At 67.6% G+C, this 17,987-nt stretch carries 14 protein-coding genes and 1 tRNA gene (1 of these 15 only partly in view); 9 read left to right on the top strand and 6 right to left on the bottom strand.

All coding sequences use genetic code 11. The features are described from left to right. Window positions 1–81: 81 nt before the first annotated feature. The 9 genes from FrCorBMG51_RS15325 (at window position 82) to FrCorBMG51_RS15285 (ending at window position 13,238) form a co-directional block, all read left to right on the top strand. The gene (locus tag FrCorBMG51_RS15325; protein WP_047223755.1) at window positions 82–306 is read left to right on the top strand and encodes a DUF3039 domain-containing protein; all 225 of its coding nucleotides are present in this window, start codon (window positions 82–84) and stop codon (window positions 304–306) included. A gap of 333 nt (window positions 307–639) precedes the next feature. Further along, a tRNA-Arg gene (locus FrCorBMG51_RS15320) sits at window positions 640–712 on the top strand. 473 nt (window positions 713–1,185) lie between these two features. Next, window positions 1,186–2,292, top strand: coding sequence for an NDMA-dependent alcohol dehydrogenase (locus tag FrCorBMG51_RS15315; protein ID WP_047223754.1), 1,107 nt, complete (start codon window positions 1,186–1,188; stop codon window positions 2,290–2,292). Window positions 2,293–2,638: 346 nt separating this feature from the next. Next, on the top strand, window positions 2,639–3,901 hold the full coding sequence (locus tag FrCorBMG51_RS15310) for a cytochrome P450 (RefSeq protein WP_047223753.1): 1,263 nt from the start codon (window positions 2,639–2,641) through the stop codon (window positions 3,899–3,901). Between the two features lie 300 nt (window positions 3,902–4,201). Continuing rightward, on the top strand, window positions 4,202–5,350 hold the full coding sequence (locus FrCorBMG51_RS15305; RefSeq protein ID WP_047223752.1) for an acyl-CoA dehydrogenase family protein: 1,149 nt from the start codon (window positions 4,202–4,204) through the stop codon (window positions 5,348–5,350). A gap of 439 nt (window positions 5,351–5,789) precedes the next feature. Then, on the top strand, window positions 5,790–7,055 hold the full coding sequence (locus FrCorBMG51_RS15300) for a LuxR C-terminal-related transcriptional regulator (protein ID WP_157180520.1): 1,266 nt from the start codon (window positions 5,790–5,792) through the stop codon (window positions 7,053–7,055). A gap of 412 nt (window positions 7,056–7,467) precedes the next feature. Further along, window positions 7,468–9,204 (top strand): PP2C family protein-serine/threonine phosphatase, encoded by a 1,737-nt coding sequence (locus FrCorBMG51_RS15295; RefSeq protein ID WP_235433606.1) that lies wholly within the window; start codon window positions 7,468–7,470, stop codon window positions 9,202–9,204. A gap of 298 nt (window positions 9,205–9,502) precedes the next feature. Then, a complete protein-coding gene (locus tag FrCorBMG51_RS15290) occupies window positions 9,503–11,281 on the top strand; it encodes a sensor histidine kinase (RefSeq protein ID WP_047223750.1) in 1,779 nt (592 codons plus the stop codon). Window positions 11,282–11,636: 355 nt separating this feature from the next. Beyond that, the gene (locus FrCorBMG51_RS15285; RefSeq protein WP_052914710.1) at window positions 11,637–13,238 is read left to right on the top strand and encodes a bifunctional aminoglycoside phosphotransferase/ATP-binding protein; all 1,602 of its coding nucleotides are present in this window, start codon (window positions 11,637–11,639) and stop codon (window positions 13,236–13,238) included. Between the two features lie 63 nt (window positions 13,239–13,301). Here FrCorBMG51_RS15285 and FrCorBMG51_RS15280 read toward each other — a convergent pair whose 3' ends face one another. The 6 genes from FrCorBMG51_RS15280 to cas1 form a co-directional block, all read right to left on the bottom strand. Further along, window positions 13,302–13,970 (bottom strand): response regulator, encoded by a 669-nt coding sequence (locus FrCorBMG51_RS15280; RefSeq protein ID WP_047223749.1) that lies wholly within the window; start codon window positions 13,968–13,970, stop codon window positions 13,302–13,304. Window positions 13,971–14,399: 429 nt separating this feature from the next. Then, window positions 14,400–14,696, bottom strand: a complete 297-nt coding sequence (locus FrCorBMG51_RS15275; protein ID WP_047223748.1) for a hypothetical protein — start codon at window positions 14,694–14,696, stop codon at window positions 14,400–14,402. A gap of 303 nt (window positions 14,697–14,999) precedes the next feature. Further along, entirely contained in the window at window positions 15,000–15,875 is an 876-nt protein-coding gene (cas6, locus tag FrCorBMG51_RS15270) for a CRISPR system precrRNA processing endoribonuclease RAMP protein Cas6 (protein WP_157180519.1), read from the bottom strand. A 748-nt stretch (window positions 15,876–16,623) separates the two neighbouring features. Beyond that, a complete protein-coding gene (locus FrCorBMG51_RS15265) occupies window positions 16,624–16,920 on the bottom strand; it encodes a CRISPR-associated endonuclease Cas2 (RefSeq protein WP_047223746.1) in 297 nt (98 codons plus the stop codon). Then, on the bottom strand, window positions 16,917–17,204 hold the full coding sequence (gene cas2, locus FrCorBMG51_RS28355) for a CRISPR-associated endonuclease Cas2 (RefSeq protein ID WP_047223745.1): 288 nt from the start codon (window positions 17,202–17,204) through the stop codon (window positions 16,917–16,919). The genes FrCorBMG51_RS15265 and cas2 overlap by 4 nt, the downstream gene beginning before the upstream one ends. Before the next feature lie 2 nt (window positions 17,205–17,206). Next, window positions 17,207–17,987, bottom strand: the 3' portion of a protein-coding gene (gene cas1, locus FrCorBMG51_RS15255; protein ID WP_047223744.1) for a CRISPR-associated endonuclease Cas1. The gene runs 254 nt beyond the window's last position; 781 of the gene's 1,035 nt are visible here — the last part of the coding sequence; the start codon falls outside the window, past its right edge; its stop codon occupies window positions 17,207–17,209.

Below are 17,987 nucleotides of genomic sequence, written 5' to 3'. Positions count from 1 at the left end.
CCCGGCGGGCCGGTCGCCGGTGGGAACCAGCCGGTGGGATCGGCGGATCGGCGTCTCGGCGCGAGTCATACACTGCGGTGTATGAGCTCGACCCAGATCGCACCGGAGACCACTCACGGCAGCACGGACGAGGGTAACGACTTCGCCCACTACGCGCGCCACGAGGAGATCGTCCGGGCTTCCATCGAAGGTGGACGCGTGACCGCGCTGTGTGGTTACAGGTTCGAGCCGGTGCGTGATCCCCAGCGGTTCCCGGTATGCCCGAAATGCAAGGAGCTTGTCGAGCTGGCCGAACAGCTCGGCTGACCGCCCCGGGCGGCCCCGCTCCGATCGCCCCTTCCCGGGCCATGGTCACAGCTGGGCGTAGGCCAGGACGCGGCTCGTGGTGGCCCGTGCCGCGCTACACGCTGCCGGTGTCCGCTTGCCGCGAGAGCTGCTATAAGTGTCGATCACGGTAGCGATCGGCAACAGGAAGGATGGTGGCCGAGGCTTCTCTGACGCTGTGACTCGTCCCATCTGATCCGCCCACGTGACCGGCCACGTACGACCGGGACGACGGATGATGCGTAAGCTGGGATGCCGTCGGGCCTCCTCACGATGCCAGGCCCGCCCTTGTAGTCCCGTTCCTGTAGTAGCCCCGCCCTTGTAGCTCAGTGGATAGAGCGACCGCCTCCTAAGCGGTAGGCCGTAGGTTCGATTCCTACCAGGGGCACGATCCCAACCGTGCCAGTGCTTCTGCCGGGGTGAACGGCTCTCGGCGAAACGACGCTCGGTGAATGGCGTGGCGCGCATACTGGACCATACTCATATGGGCTACCGGTCACTGCTGATCCGCTCAGGGTGCGGCCGGTCGGCTCCGTCAGCGGGCAGCTACAGCGGTCGTCGTCCGGTTGCGTGGGCCTTCGCGTCCAGAGTCGCCAGCAGCGGCCCGCATGGCCGTCGGGCCTGCTCTTCCTCGATCGGGCGGCGATCACGATTTCGATGATCGAGAGCGGATCGTCATCCCTCCGGGGGGGTATTGAAACACCTCGTACGGAAGATCCGCCGGAAACACGGCGGGAGTACTGTTACGTACGTCACAAGGTCATCCTGTGGAGATGGGCACTCGAGCGCGCCAGCAGCATTCGGCTGGCGTCGGCTGGCGCGCTCGAGACGGAGCCTTCACCGCCGAAGGAGGTCGTCCGAATGAGGACCAAAGCCGCCGTCCTGTGGGGGCTGGAAGAGAAGTGGCAGGTCGAGGATGTCGAACTCGACCCGCCCAAGGCGGGCGAGGTTCTGGTCAAGCTCACCGCCAGCGGTCTGTGTCATTCAGATTATCACCTGGTCAGCGGCGACATCCCCATTCCTTTCCCGGTCGTCGGTGGGCATGAGGGCGCCGGTGTCGTCGCGGCGGTCGGGCCGGGCGTGACCGAGGTGGCGGAAGGCGACTCGATCGTCCTGAGCTTCCTGCCCTCCTGCGGGCGCTGCTCGTACTGTTCGCGTGGCCTGACGAATCTCTGCGATCTCGGGGCTGCGATTATTCTTGGCCCCCAGCTGGACGGTACCTACCGATTCCACGCGCGCGGTCACGATATCGGGCAGATGTGTGTGCTCGGGACCTTCTCGGAATACACGGTCGTCCCGGTCGCGTCCGTGGTCAGGATCGACCAGGGTGCGGCGCTGGACAAGGCGGCACTGATTGGATGCGGTGTCCCGACCGGTTACGGCAGCGCGGTGAACACCGCGCAGGTGCGGCCGGGTGACACCGTGGTCGTGATGGGCGTCGGTGGTATCGGTGTCAACGCGGTGCAGGGGGCCAGGGCCGCGGGCGCGCGGACCGTCGTCGCGTTGGACCCCGTCGACTTCAAGCGGCAGAAGGCTGTCGAGTTCGGCGCGACCCACACGGCCGCCACCGTCGACGCGGCACGGGAACTGGTCAGCGAGCTGACCCGCGGGCAGCTGGCGGACGCGTGCATCATCACGACGGACGTCGCCGAAAGCGCGTACGTCGGTGAGGCGCTGAGCCTGGTGGGTAAGCGTGGCAGGGTGGTGGTGACCGCGATCGGGCATCCCACGGACATCTCGATCAGTGGGTCGCTGTTCGAGCTGACACTGTACGAGAAGTCGATCCGCGGCGCGCTGTTCGGCTCCTCGAACCCGCAGCACGACATCCCCCGCTATCTTGAGCTGTACAACCGCGGCCAGCTCAAGCTCGACGAGCTGGTGACCAGGGAATATTCCCTGGAAGACATCAACGAGGGATATCAGGACCTGCTGGACGGCCGGAACATTCGAGGTCTGATTCGTTTCTGACCGCGTTCCTCGAAAACTGGACATGACTGATTGACGAACCGGAGAAGCCGGCCGAGGCGACCGTATGGCGCCCGGCCGGCTCCGTCCGTTGATGCCGGTGCGCGACGGTGTTCCGGCGGTCGCGATCGTAGTTGTCGAATCAGGTTGAACTGAACGGCGAAAATCCGTCGTGGTGCTGGGGCGCGCTCTTCGTCGCGCGGTCCGTGCCGGACAGGTCCGGCGGCGGGCCGGCTCCCGCGGAAATTTATCCCGATGGGGGCACCAGGTTGACTCCTACGAGGGGAGTGCGGCGGAGCCCGGAAGATTACGGTCAGACCTGTAGCACATGCCTGAGAAAGGGGCGACCATGACGATTACCGATGGAACCGTCGACACGCGGCTCAGCTCGCTCGAGTTCTGGGCCAAGCCCCGGTCCGTCCATCACGAGGCATTTCGCTGGTTACGGGAGAACAAGCCGGTCAGCTGGCACGAGGCACCCGAGGCCCTGGACCCGAACCTGAACAACGCCCAGGGGTTCTGGTCGGTGGTGAAGTACCGCGACATCCAGAACATCTCCCGGGACACGGAGCTGTTCAGCTCCGCCGACGGCGTGTTCGTCGACGACTTCCCGCAGCTGGAGACGATGTTGTCGTTCATCGTGACGGACGCTCCTCGGCACACCGAGATGCGGGGCGTCGTCAGCGTCGCCTTCACGCCGAAGAACATCTTCAAGATGTCGGAGGACATCGGCGGGATCGTCCATCAGGTCATCGACAGGGTCGCGCCCCTGGGCGAGGGGGACCTCTGCCAGTTGATCACCAAGGAGGTGCCCGGCCGGATCTTCGCGACCTTCATGGGGATCACCGACCCGGAGCAGATCCAGTATGTGATGGACGCGGCCGAGCAGTTCGCGTGCTGGGCGGACCCCGAGTACGCTCATATCGGCTCTCCGCTCCAGGTGTTCGCCGACGCCTCCCAGAAGCTGGCGACCCTCGCGATCGAGCTGGCGAAGGAACGCAAGGAAAATCCAGGTGACGACCTGCTCAGCTGGGTCGCCCAGGCGCAGTACGAGGGCAACAAGCTGTCCGTCGAGGAGGTCGGCGTCTTCTTCGCGCTGCTCGCCGCGGCAGCCAACGACACCACCCGGCACTCGATGGCGCACGTGCTCTCGCTGTTCCAGGAGTATCCCGACCAGCTTGCCTACGTCATGGCGGACTTCGACAGGCGTGCGGACGACGCCGTCAACGAGTGCCTGCGGCTGGAACCGCCGCTGATGCACTTCCGCCGCACCGCGACACGGGACACCGAATTCGGTGGGGAAACCATCAAAAAGGGTGACAAGGTCGTCATGTGGTACATATCCAGTAACCGGGACCCCGACGTGTTCGAGAACCCCGACACGTTCGACGTACGGCGGGTCAACAAGTTCAACCCGCACCAGGCGTTCGGCGGCGGTGGCCCGCACTACTGCCTGGGCCACATGCTCGCCAAGCAGATGATCAAGACTGAGGTGCGGGAGATATACACCCGGATGAAGGGCCTCAGGGTCGGCGAGCGCGACATGCTGCTGTCCAACTTCATGAACGGTGTCAAGCGGCTACCCGCCACCTGGGCGCCCGAGAAGAGCTGAGCGCGCGAGGCGAACATTTCGTAGCCGCGAGGTCACGGAGCCGTTCGCGGGATCATGAGTGGGTCGGGGACGTGGGACCGGTGTCCGGGGCGGCCGGTCCCACGTCCCACTGTTTCTGGTCGCTTCTGATCGCGCTGAGATTTCCGTCTTTCAACGGTTTTGTTATGATGCGTACCCCAGTTGCCCCACGCCCTGCCCGTGGCACCCGACCGGGGTTCCGCGGTGTTGTTGACTGTTTGCGGTGGACGAGGGCCGGCGGAGCTATTCTGCTGCTCACAACACCATGAGAGGACGTCGGGAATGCGGCGCACCGGTTTCACCGCCGACCACGAGAGCTTCCGTCAGATGTTCCGGAACTATCTCACCCGCGAGGTGGTGCCCGTCTTCGACGACTGGTTGGCCGCCGGTGCGGTCCCCAGGGATTTCTTCCGGGACCTGGGCAAGCTCGGGGTGCTGGGGATGGCGTTTCCGGCCGAATACGGCGGAGGTGACCAGCCGGACTTCACCTACAACGCCGTGATCAACGAGGAGTGCGCCCGGGCGCTGGTCGCGCTGGGGACGTTACAGGTACACCTGGACGTGGTGGTTCCGTATTTCCTGGACCACGCCGACGAGGCACAGCGTGGGCGCTGGTTCCCGGGCCTGGTGAGCGGCGACCTGTTCGCGGCGATCGGGATGACCGAACCGGGCGCTGGTTCGGACCTGGCCGGCGTGCGCACGACCGCGGTCCGGGACGGCGAGCACTATGTGCTCAACGGCGCGAAGACGTTCATCAGCGGGGGTGCGCTCGCCGACCTGGTGGTCGTGGTGGCGCGAACCTCGCGAAGCGAGTCCGACCGGCGGCGGGGGCTCAGCCTGCTGGTCGTCGAGGACGGCATGCCGGGCTTCGAGAAGGGCCGCAATCTGGCGAAGATCGGCCTGAAGGTGCAGGACACCATCGAACTGTCGTTCACCGACGTGCGGGTGCCGGTCGAGAACCTGCTGGGGGAGGAGGGGACGGCCTTCGAGCAGTTGACCCACGGTCTGCCCCAGGAACGGCTGAGCATCGCGATCAGTTCGCTGGCCGCGGCCCGGGCCGCGCTGGACACCACCGTGACCTATGTCAGGGAACGCCATGTGTTCGGGAAGCCGGTCAGCCACTTCCAGAACACCAGGTTCGAACTGGCCGCGGTGGCCACGGAAATAGAGGCGGCGCAGGCGATGGTGGACCGCGCGCTGGCCGAGCACGTCGCCGGTGAGCTGAGCCCGGTGGACGCGGCAAAGGTGAAGCTTTACTGCACCGAACTGCAGGGCCGGACGGTCGACCGTTGCCTGCAGTTGTTCGGTGGTTACGGCTATATCCTGGAGTATCCTATCGCCCGGCTGTACGCGGATGCCCGTGTCACGCGTATCTACGGCGGCACGAGTGAGATCATGAAGACTATCATCAGTAAGTCGCTGGGCCTGTAGGTCCGAGTTCGCCAGGCCGGCCGAGGACGAACGCTTCTTACTGGGTATTTTTTCGGCCTGTGCGCGCACCCGACGGCGCACTCGTGGCAATCCTCCCCGGCGTCGCCGTCCGCCGACGAAGGCCATCGTCCACTTGATTACGTACGGCTACAGAATAAATACTCTTGGTGCTCTTGGCGGGTGTGTCGCGCACATGACGCTCGGCGAAGTACCCGCACGTCGCGTCTGGACCATCCTGGCCTGTCGGTCTAATGTATCGACCAAAGTCGAGTGATATGTCGATCATCGACCGTCCGTTGAGTGGCGGGTCGAAGCCGTGCCACGCCGGCCCCGCCGGAGGGCTGAGGGGGATCGGCCAGCCGCGCGTCAGATTCGCTGGCGCATGGCCTCGATGCCGCCGTGGATCCTGCGACTCGAAGAGCTCGAAGAGGAGGCGGGAATGGGCAGTGGTGTCCATGCTCCCGTGCTGGACGACGGGTCGGACTCGGACATGGCCAGCTCGGAGCCGGTGGCGGTCGAGGACGGCGTCCAGCGGGCCAGGGAGATCCTGAGAACCGCCGAGCGGATTCTTGACGACGGCGTGACGTATTCAGACTTCGCCAACGGTGACCCGAAGGCGGCGGACGCGGCGTTGGGGGCGGCCCAGCGCGCGGCGAGTGAATGTATGAGCCTCGCCGTCCAGTCGTCGAAGGACTCCTCGGTCCGGCAACTGGCGGAGGTTCTTCTGCAGTCGGGGCTGGCCCGGGTCACGTTGATGGAGGCCACGCTGGGGCGGCGGACGGCGAGGATGTTCGGTGTCGAGCAGGCGCTCTGCCACTTACGCGGGGCCTCCTCGCTGTCGGCTCTGGAGGAGCGGGCACCGGTGGAGGCCCATCGGCTGGGTTTCACCAGAATTCTGTTCTCACGCATTGACAAGGGTGTCTGGATCGCGCGCACGGCCTATATGGAGGGCGAGGAGCAGCTTGCCCGGACGCTGGTGCAGGTCGGTATCGCGCATCCTCGGCCGCTGACCGGCGCACTGGTCGAAAGCGAGATGGCACGGCGCCGCGTCCCGATCCTGGTACGGAACCCCCAGTCGAGCTCGCGCGTCCATGCCGAAATGGTTGCCGTGGTCGGCACCAAGGGCTATGTGGCCGCCCCGGTGGTCTCCTGGGGCAAGGTGGTGGGGTTCCTGCACGCCGACCGGCAGGCGGAACTCGGCGGGGTGGACGAATTCGACCGCGATCTGATCGGCATGTTCGCCGCGGGGGTGGGTGTCGCGTTCGAGAGAAACGCGCTCTTCCGGCGGCTGCGGTTCATGCGGTCCATGTTCAACGAACATGTGTGCGCGGTCAACGACCTCGTCGACGACATCGCCGAGGACGTCATGGAGATCGGCGATGGCTCGGAGAAGCCGCTGAACCGCTCACTGGGCGCGTACTCGTCGGGACAGAATTTCCGGGAGACGCCGGCGGCGTATCCCGAGGACGCGCTGTTCGCCAGTCTGACCCCCCGTGAGTGCGAGGTGCTGCGTAGCCTGGCCTCGGGTAAGACGAACGCGCAGATCGCGAGCAGCCTGTTCGTGACCGAAGGCACCGTGAAATCGCATGTGAAGCACATTCTGCGGAAGCTCGGCGCGGCCAACCGCACGGACGCCGTGGCTCGCTACCATGCGCTGACCAAATCATCCGGCGGCCACCAGACGAAAGATCCGTTCAGATCCTGAGGATCACCTGACCGCCCCATGCCGACGTACGGGGACGATCTTCGCTCGTCCGCTCTGCGCGTCGGCCGATGCCGGGGCCGACCGGCCGGCCAGGCACAGCGCCTGCCCATCGGCCAGGTCATGGCACCTGTCAAGGCGGGTGGGACAGACCCCACAGCCTCTGCCGAAGGTCCCTGTCAGAGCCGCGACGGCTCCGCCAGGCTGGATGAGGGCTTTGGTGGAACGACCGGGGCCACGGGCCGGTGGACACGTCGGGGCCGGCGGGCCACTCGGTGGCGCGGGTCCGTGCGGGGTGGCCCCAGGCCGGTAGTCGGCGTTCCGCCGCTGCCCAGCGGTCTTCATAACCAGGGCTACCGCTCGACAGACGGCCGTCGGCGTGGGGGAGAACAGGATGAAGAGGAAGGTGGCCGTTGTGGTGGCCATTACGCTGGCCATCGCGTTCGGCTGCCTCGGGGCCGCGCTGGCAGCCGCAGTCCGAACGGCGGACGTCACCGCTGTCCAGAACGACCGGCTGGAGCCGGCCGCGGCAGACGTGGCCGCCATCCTTGATCATCTCGCCGCTGAGGACAGCGACTGGCGCGGTTACCTGACAACCGGCCAGTCCGAACTTCACAGGTCTGCGTTGGCCGGGTCCCGGGATATTTCGGCCAGAATCAACCAGCTGTCCGCCTCCGTTGCCGGTCTCGGACGGCTGCCCGACCTTGTGCGGCAGGTGACGGAAGCGTACGGGGTATGGAGCTCGCACGCGGATCCCGCGATGAGCGCCGTGCGTGCCGAGAACATGGTGGTCATTCATTCGGCAGAGGCGGCCGCCACGAGGAACTCAAGCTTTGACACCATGCGTACGCGGGTGGCCACGATGCAGCAGGAAATTTTACGTCACCAGGATCAGATGTCGACTCAGGCCGGCGGGGCCGGGTGGCAGTTGCTCGCCGGTGCGCTGGGTGCCGTGTTCCTGGTTTTTCTGGTCGTCGCTGTGCTGGTCGTCGGTGTCCGGCGGTTGCTCCTCGCGCCGCTACGTGGGCTGTTGCGCGCGGTCGGGGAACTTGCCCGTGGCGGTTACGACCGGGCCGTGCCGCGCAACGGCCCGGCTGAGATGGCCGAGCTCGGAGAGGGGCTGGACGCGATGCGTCTGCGCGTGTTGGCCGCGATCGGCCAACAGGGACCGACAGCGGCGGCGGTGCGGGACGCGCTGACCGCGTCCGTGACCGAGATCCCGGGCATGCGGATCTCAGGCCGGATCATCCCGGCGGAGGGCCTGCTCGCCGGCGACTGGTACGACACCTTCGAGCTGCCCGATGGTCGTCTCGGGTTCACCGTGGGGGACGCGGCGGGGCACGGGCCGGTGGCCGGCGTGCACGCGCTGCTGGTCAAGCAGCTTCTCGCGGCCGCGCTGCTCACCGAGGCAACCCCGGACGAGGCGATCCAACAGGTGCAGCGATGCCTCGGTGACACCGGTGAGATGTTCGCGACCGCGTTCGTCGCAATAGTAGATCTTGAAACCGGACTTGTCGAGTACGCCAACGCCGGGCACCCATGGCCGGTGATCGTCCGAAATCCGGGCGGCGGACGGGGTGCGGCCGCGGACGAGGCGACGGCGGGCGGTGTGGATCCGGGCGACGCGGATCCGGATGGCGCGGATTCGGATGACGCGGATCCGGATGTGGAAAGGGAGGCCCTGGCTGTCGGAGACGGCCTGGACGCGAGAGGAGGTGGAAAAAACGAAGCCGGAAGGGCGGGGCTTGTGACTCTGGCGTCGACAGGTCCCCTCGTCGCAGCCATCCTGCCCGACGGCAGCGGCATGTGGCGGACCGAGCGGGCCCGCCTGGCGCCGGGGGACGTCCTGTGCGCCTACAGCGACGGCATCACCGAGGCGCGCGGCCCAGCTGGGAACCAGTTCGGTTTCCGACGGCTGGCCGACGAGCTGACACGCCTTCCCGGCAGGGATCCCGACGCCCTCGTCAGTGATCTCTTCACGGCTGTCGCGCTGCATTCCCGCGGCTGCGTGGCAGACGACCAGATTGCGGTCGCGGTGGGCCGTAGCGTGTCCGACGTCATTGCTGCCCCGGCGCAGCGCCCGGACGGAGCCGTTTATCCGGTGGGCGATACCGTCACCCTGTCGAGAAATGCCACCGCCGTGTCCGGGTAGACGGTCCGGGGCAGCTTCGCGTCGGTTCTTCGGCGTGGTCCGGGTAGAACGGGCGAGCGCGTCACGGGCGTGGCCGGGCACCGGTTGGCTGACTCCCGGCGACCGGCCGCATCATGACAAAACGGTATTCGACGCGTCCGGTCAGTTCAGTACGAATATTCGGGAGGTGGGCACCGTCGGTGCCGCTCCGTACGGAATACATATACGCAGGGCTCCCGAATGGGGGTGTGGAATTCTTGGATCGATCATTCCAGAGGGCTCGTCGGTGTTGGCCTACTTCCGTTAGTGTGTCTGAGGTATGGACGACCAGGAGACAGGGAAGATCTCCACGGGTGTGCCGGATTCCGCCGCATCCGCGTCCCTGCCGGGTGACTCCTCCGTGGAGCCGGTGAGAGAGATGGCCTTCCCGGCAGTTGCCCGCCTGGAACTCGACGAACTGCTCGCCCAGCTCATCGACCGGGCGCAGGATGTCATCGAGACGCAGAGCAGGCTGCGCGGCCTGCTGCGAGCCACCCGGACGGTCATCGCCGACCTCAGCCTGGAGGTGGTGCTGCGCCGCATCGTGGAGGAGGCCTGTCAGCTGGTCGACGCCCGGTACGGTGCTCTGGGGGTGATCGCCAGGGAAGGGCATCTCGAGCAGTTCATCCACGTCGGCATGGAGCCGCCTCTGGTCGAGAAGATCGGACAGCTGCCGCGGGGGCAGGGGGTGCTGGGCCTGCTCACCGCACAGCCACAGCCGCTTCGCCTGAACGACATCGCGACGAACCCCCGGGCCGTCGGTTTCCCGGCGAACCACCCGCCCATGCAGACCTTCCTCGGCGTTCCGATCAGGGTCCGCAGCGAGGTTTTCGGCAACCTCTATCTTACGGAGAAGCGCAACGGCCGGACGTTCACGGCCGAGGATGAGGAACTCGTCCTGGCGCTGGCCGCGAGCGCCGGGATCGCCATCGACAACGCCCGGCTGTTCGACCAGGCGCAACGTCGCCAGCGGTGGCTGCAGGCCTCGGCGGACATCACCCGTCACGTGCTTGGTGACGGCGAGCGGCCGCTGAACATGATCGTCAGTCGTGCCCGGGAGCTCGCCGGCGCGGACGTGGCCGCGATACTCCTCAGCGGGGAGCCCTCGTCGCACCTGACCGTAGAGGTTGCCGACGGTGACGACGCCGGTGTCCTGCAGAGCAGGATAATCCCCATGGACGGCTCGTTGGGAGGCAAGGCGGTGCGGACGTGCGCACCTTTGCTCGTCTCGGACGCCGCGGCCGAGGCCAGCGGTAACGATCCCTACACGCATGGGATCGGCCCGCTGATGATCGTCCCGTTGGCGGGCTCCCAGGTGGCCAACGGAGCGGTGGTGCTCGGCCGGCGGCACGGCGCCACGCCGTTCACGGACAGTGATCTCGATATGGCCGCGGCGTTCGCCGGGCACGTGGCGACGGCTCTCGAGATCACCCAGGCGCGGGCTGCCCGAGAACGGATCGTCGTCCTGGAGGATCGGGACCGGATCGCTCGTGACCTGCACGACCACGTCATGCAGCGGCTGTATGCCGTTGCGCTCGGCATGCAGGGACTGGCCGCCGCTGAGGAGCGGCCAGGGCCGGCCCGTCGGATGGCCACGTACGTGGAGGATCTGGACGTGACGATCCGTGAGATCCGGTCAACCGTCTTCGAGCTGCGGGGCCGGCGGACGACGGCTGGCTCCGGCCTGCGGGCGCGGGTCGCCTCCGTCGTCGACGCGGTGAGCGACGCCTTCGGCTTCGCGCCGTACCTGCGGTTCGAAGGCCCGCTGGACACGGCGGTGGACGCGGCGGCCGGTGAGCATCTGCTCGCCGTGGTGCGGGAGGGCCTGTCGAACGCGGCCCGGCACGCCCGTGCCAGCAGCGTCGAGGTCATCGTAGGGGTTACCGGGGGCCAGCTCAGCGTGGACGTGATCGACAACGGCGTGGGCATCGGGAACACGGAGCGTCGTAGCGGGCTTGCGAACATACGCAGCCGAGCCGAAGATCTCGGCGGTACCTTCGACCTCTCCGCGGGGCCCGAAGGTGGTACCCACCTGCGCTGGTCCGTGCCCCTGGCCTGAGTGACCCGCGGCTCCCAGCGCGGCCGGTGGAGCCAGCCGGAACTCACCCGCTGTCACCAGATCCGTTCGTGCGGTGCGTGTTCGGGCAGGACGCGTGAGTTGTCTGGGACGGTTCGTCCCGTCCGGGGAGCATCATTCGGCGGGGTTGTGGGCCGGAGGTCCGTGTGGCGGGGTCCGAACGGCCCGTCCCCGAGGAAACCTCCGACGGTCGTTTCTACTTCCCTCCCGGCCCAGGATGGACATCGGGCGGCGGCGCCGTGCCTGCGCCCGGTCCTGTACCGGTCGGCTGGTCCGGCTGGTCCGGATGAGCGCTGTCACACCTGCCGTCGCGACATGTTCTGATGTTGGAGGTGTTATGACCGTCGATGACCGGACGACAGTGTCGAGGCGTACGGGCCCGCACGCGCGTCCGTACATGTATCTCGAGGTCGGACGCCCCGAGCTCGACGGCTCGCGGTTCACCGATGAGCAGCTCACCGACAGGCAGTTCACCAGGGCGGTGCTCTCCGGCCTGGAGACGGTCGAGACGCACAGCGCGACGCTGTACTTCTCCGGCGACCGCGTCTTCAAGGTGAAGAAGCCGCTGGATCTGGGCTTCCTCGACTTCCGCACCCGACAGGCGAGGGAGGCGGCCTGCCGGGCCGAGGTCGAACTCAACCGCCGCCTCGCCCCCGACGTCTATCTCGGCGTGGCCGACATCCGCGACAATGCCGGCACGCTGGTGGACCACATGGTCGTGATGCGGCGGATGCCCGCGAACCGGCGCCTGTCCAGCATGATCTCCATGGGTCGGCGGGTGGACGGGCAGCTGCGCGCGCTCGCCCGGCTGCTCGCCGCCTTCCACCAGCGGTGCCCGACCTCCCCCGAGATCGCCGAGGCGGGCAGCCCGGCCACCCTCGAGGGACTGTGGCAGGAGAGCCTGACCGGGATCGCGCCGTTCAGCGGGATGTTGATCGACTCGAGTGCCATCGACGAGATCGGCCGGCTCGCCCCCCGCTACCTCGCCGGCCGGGCGGCGCTGCTGGCCGAGCGCCAGCGCGCCGGCTGGATCCGGGACGGGCACGGCGACCTGCTCGCGGACGATATCTACTGCCTCGACGACGGCCCACGGATACTCGACTGCATCGAGTTCGACCGCCGGCTGCGGCTCGGGGACGTGCTCGGCGACATCGCCTTCCTCGCCATGGACCTGGAGCGCCTTGGCGCCGCCGACGCCGCCGAAAGGTTCCTGACCTGGTACGGGGAGTTCGCGGGGGAGAAGCATCCGCCGTCGCTGCGGCATCTCTACATCGCCTACCGGGCGCTGGTGCGGGCCAAGGTCTCCTGCATCCGGGCCCGCCAGGGCGCGCCGGAGGCCGCCCGGCAGGCGCGCCGGCTCGCCAGGATCGCGCTGTTGCACCTGCGGCGCGGCCGGGTCCGGCTCGTCCTCATCGGCGGCCTGCCCGGCACCGGCAAGTCCACCCTGGCCGGCAGGCTCGTCGACACCGAGGACGGCTGGGTGCTGCTGCGCTCCGACGTCGTCCGCAAGGAACTGGCCGGCCTGCCCGCCGACACACAGATCCCCGCCGGCCTGTTCGAGGGGTACTACGACGCCCAGACGACCGACGCCACCTACACCGAACTGCTGCGCCGGGCCCGCCATGCCCTGGAACGAGGTGAGAGCGTCGTGCTCGACGCGTCGTGGTCCACGGCCGCGTACCGCGCCGCGGCCGCCGCCCTCGCCGAGCAGACCAGCAGTGACCTCGTCGAACTGCGCTGCGTCACCTCGCCGGAGGTGGCCGCCGCCCGGATCGCCCGCCGTGCCGCCGCCGGGGAGGACCCCTCCGACGCCACCCTCGCCGTCCACCAGGCGATGGCGGCCCGCGCCCAGCCGTGGCCGACCGCCAGCGTCATCCAGACGGCGGTGCCGATCAGCGAGGCAGTCCTGGCCGTCCAACGCCGCGTGAACGCGCCATGAGCGCGCTGCGCGTAGCGCCCCCCGCGTACGCGGTTCGTCCGCGCCGACGAGGCGGCGGCGGGCCTATTTCTGGGCGGCCTGTTGTTGCTCGTTCCGCTGCCCCTGGAGTTTCGTGGCGTAAACCGCAGCCTGGGTACGGCTGGTCAGCTCGAGCTTGTCGAGGATCGCCGACACGTAGTTCTTCACCGTCTTGTCGGACAGGTGGATCCTGGACGCGATCTGCCGGTTGGTCAGCCCTTCGGCGATCAGTAGCAGAATCTCCCGTTCCCGCTCGCTGAGCGTCGCCAGCCTGCTGTCCTCGGCCGGGCCCTCCCGCAGCCGGGCCAGCACCTTCTGCGTGACGGCCGGGTCCAGCAGGGAGCGTCCCGAGGCGATTGTGTGGATCGCGCCGACGAGATCCGTACCTTTGATCTGCTTGAGCAGATAGCCGGCCGCGCCCGCCATGATCGAGGCGAACAGGGCGTCGTCGTCGTCGTACGACGTCAGGATCAGACAGCCGACCTGCGGATGCGCGGAGCGGATGTCCCGGCACACGTCGATACCGCTGCCGTCCTCCAACCGCGCGTCCAGCAGCGCGACCTGCGGGTTGGACGCGGGTATGCGGCGCAGCGCCTCGCTCACGCTCGATGCCTCGCCGACGACCCGGATTTCCCCGGTGTCCTCCAGTACCTCCCGGATGCCACGCCGGACGATCTCGTGATCATCCAGAAGAAATACCCGTACCGGATCCATGGCGGAGCACACTACCTGCAGGTGCCACCGTTTACCATTCGGACTGCTCTGGCGCTGCCAGGATCCCCGCGGTCTCGGATCCCACGGTTTTTCCGGTTTCCAGCGGACGACACCCGCCCGTTGTCAGGCCGGACATGTCCCGGCATTCACGGATTCTCGCCGACAGGTCTCCAACGGCCCCCGGACGGACCGTCGGCCCCGAGCGAACCGTCCGCCGTGACAGCCGTGACAGCCAGGCCGGCCGCCAGCCGGCACCGGGCCGGGCCGGGCCGCCAACCATCACGGAAGATCGTCACGATTTTGTCGTTGTGTACGGTACGCTTTTGCGGCCAAAAAGCGTACACAACGACAAACTCGCCTGGATCATGTCCCGGATGGCCGGCTAGGCGCTCGCCCCGCTCACGGACCCCGCCAGCCCGAGGCTTCTCGTTACTGGCGGAGCTTCTTCAGGCGCTGGCCCAGATCGATCAGGCTGCTGGACAGCGCCTCCACGAACGATGAGCCGATCTTTGAGGCACTTTCGCGGACTGTCGGGTCCTTCGCCGCCTGGCCGGCCGCGGAATAGGCCCGGTCCAGGGTCGCGCGGAGCTCGGCGAGTGCCTCGTCGACCCCCCTGCGGTCGAACGGACGCTCGCCGACGACGTCGTCGAAGTGCGCCTTCACCCGTTGCCCCAGCGTGGTGAGACTGTTTGCCACGTCGTCCCAGGCTGTCTTCGTGTCGGTCATGCGGTCGCTCCCTTCTCACCTGTATCTTGCAGCATTTCCCAGCCCGCCTGCCGCAACCACCTGGGACGGGACCTCGACCGGGCAACCAGCCCACAACCAGACATCAACTAGACAACACGCCGGACAACACCGGCGCCGATCAGACGGTCAGGCGCCGGTGGGACCCTGCAGCCCGGGGTAGCTCGGCGCTGGCGGGAGGTAGCCGGATACCGGTCGGAACACCACGAAGGATGCGGACGGCCTCTGGAACGGACGGCCTCCGGCGTGGCCGCGCGGCTCCGTCTGCCTACCCGGGCCGGCGCGTCACGCGGGGCGGGCGGGACGACGCGCCGGCCGGGCACCCGATGCGGTGCCGTCCCCGTCCGGATCGGCGATGACGTAGCCCATGCCGCTGGGGGTGCGGTCGCCGACGCCCGCGTAGCAGGCGAAACGGGCAAGGGCGTCGATGGCGCCGCGCGTCCGCGGCGGAACGTCCGCCGGCGCGGCGAGCTGGTAGCGGACGAACCCGACGCAGCCACGGCGTTTCGGCGTCCCGATCTTGATGACGTACTCGGTGGTGAAAAGTCGCATGTCGACGAGCTCCAGGTGATCGCCGATCGCGGCCTCGACGTCGGCGGGTAACGGCGCGACGGACGGCGCCCAGCGCAGCCACCGGGCGGCCAGCGTGCCGAACACCCGCTCGGGCTCGGGCAGGATGCGCTGGCGGCGCGCACCGTCACCGCGTCCGGTGGCGAAACTGACCGGCGTGACCAGCCCGAACGCCCACGATGTCGCCGGGGCGGCGGTGGCGGCGGCGAGCAGATCCGGGTAGGGCTCGACCTGGACGAACTCGACCGTTTCGGTCACGTAGTCGGTGGAGCCGAAACGCCACCGGTCACGGTTGCGCAGAGCGCCGAACATCGAGCCGATGATGTCGTCGAACAGAATCCCGACCTCGAAACGGACGGTCACCGACGACCGGTTGGGGGCACGCTGGTGTTCGTCGAGAAGCGGGGTGATGGCGAACGGCCGCGCCGGTGGGCCGCCCGGGGAGCCGTCATGCAGCCAGGCGCTGGCCTCGGGCGAGAGCTCCTCACGGACAGCCGCGAGCACGGCGGCATTGACCGCCGGCCCCGTGTCCGGCGGCGGCAGCGCCCCCGGCGACGCCGGCCTGACAGCCACGACAACACGAGCGGGCACAGCTCACCCTCCATCCTCCGCGGTTCACCTGCTGATCCTATAGTTTTGACTGTCATTATCCCTTTATTCCATTTTATGTCTTTTATGTGGGGACGCCCGCGTCAGGGGTTCTTCTCGCGGCGCGGTCCCCCGGACTCACTCCGGATCTCCACGGTAGGCCGCTGAAGCATGCGCGCCGCTCCTGAGCCTCCTCACTCGGCAGCGCCCGGCGGCCTGGTCTCCCTCCTGCGCCCCGCCGACACGCCCCACCTGTCCCTGACGGACGATGGAGGGGTGAGGCACGCGCGCCCGCAGGTCGAAGCACAAACCACTCTTACTGTCAAACGACTAATCCATGATCGTTGTCCCCAACCTCCGACACGCCGAAGAAGCGGGGAGGTTGTGGGAAAGATCCATAACCTTGTGACCTGTGCAAACACAAACGATCAAGAATTTTCGCCCAGTTATCCACAGCCCCTCCCAACGGGTTGGGGGACGATCTTGCAAACGCCCAGGTCAGACCCCCCAGGATCCGTGGTACTGTCGCAGAGCCCCAACTTTCCGCATCGGATTGAAACACTCGCCCTCCGGCATGAGGGATCGGGCCCAGAGTCGCAGAGCCCCAACTTTCCGCATCGGATTGAAACCAAACCCACCTCTCCCCCGTCCCGCTTCGGTGCGGTCGCAGAGCCCCAACTTTCCATATCGGATTGGGGTGGATGGTGCTGTTCACTGGAGTTGAGCCGGGTGTTGCGGAGATGAATGGGTGCTACCGGTGAGACATGAAAATACCGGCCGGGGTGTCGGAGGGACGCCAGGCGTCTGTGGGGAGCCAGCGCATATCCTGGGCGCATCGGGGGCAGGGCTGGTAGGCGGCGACTCGGTCACTGGGGAGTATGAGGCTGCTCAACCCGGCGGTCACCCGGGTCGCGGTGAATCCCGCGACGGGCGGGATGTACCAGCCGCTCTGCTGAAAACGGTCCGCGAACGGGCGCAGCGCCGTGCGGACGAGCGCGCGGCGCTCTTCGTCGGCGATGTCGTACAGGACGACGACCGGCCCTTTCACGATGTCACGATCCAGCCGCCCGCGGGCGGGGCGTCCATCGGTATTCCCGCCCATGAGGACCCGCAACTGCCACAGTATGGTAGGACGAGAACATGGTCCCGCCGCTCGATCATGCCGGTAAACCGGTTGGCGAGCCGTCCCATCAGCGCTGGTGGGACGTCGATGTCATAGACGCTGTGAAGGATGCGCGGGCCGTGCCGTTCGAGAACTTTTCCGACCCGCTGCCGACGGGCGTCATGGGAAATGTCGAACGTCACCACATAACCGGCTCGTAGGATGCTCACCGTCACCTCCACAGGAACGGTTGGTATTCCTCGGATTCGCCGAGCACCCAGCCGCGGAATTCCCGGCACTGGCCGCGCAGCCTTTCCGCGTACGACCCGCTCCCGGTTCCTTTGGGCCAGCCGCGTGCCGGTGTCGCCAGGCGGGCACGGAACCGCTTGATGGCCGCCGATGTGACCTCCGGTGCCAGCCGCGGCCCGTCCGGGGTCACCGTCACATGCTCAGGGTGCGCCGCACCCAGCCTGATCAGCGCGAGCACGGTCGATTCCAGCAGGATGGGCCGCCATTCCTCCATCAGGTCGAAAACCAGTGTTGGGCGGCCACGGCCCGGAGTGTGCAGAAACGACAGGTAGGGGTCGAGGCCGGCGGCCACGACCGCTCCCATGACGACTTCCCGCAGCAGTGCCGAACAGTAGTTGACCAGCACGTTGACGATGTCGGCGTCGGAGCGGTCCCGCCGCCGGAAGCCACCGGCGGCCGTGTCGCCGAGCAGCAGCCGGATTCCCCGGAAATAGGCACCGGCGGCGGCGCCTTCGACCCCGAGCAGAGTCCCGAGCGTCGGCGCCTCGTCCACGAGATTCGCGAGCTCGGCGAGCCGGTGCGCGAGCGCCCACACCTCGTCCGGGCTTGTGCTGCCCGTGGCGCGCCGCCGAAGCAGAATGTCCTGGTTGTGGATTTTCCCACGGACGACGGCGCGGGCCAGTTCCAGCCGGGCGGATTCGTCCCCGGAGCGGGCGAGCTGCCGCCGCCGTACCTCGATGTGCGGGGCGGACGGCGGCTCGAGC

This window comes from Protofrankia coriariae (genome assembly GCF_001017755.1).
Taxonomy (GTDB): Bacteria; Actinomycetota; Actinomycetes; order Frankiales; family Frankiaceae; genus Protofrankia; species Protofrankia coriariae.
This window is presented reverse-complemented; position numbering and strand designations above follow the sequence as displayed.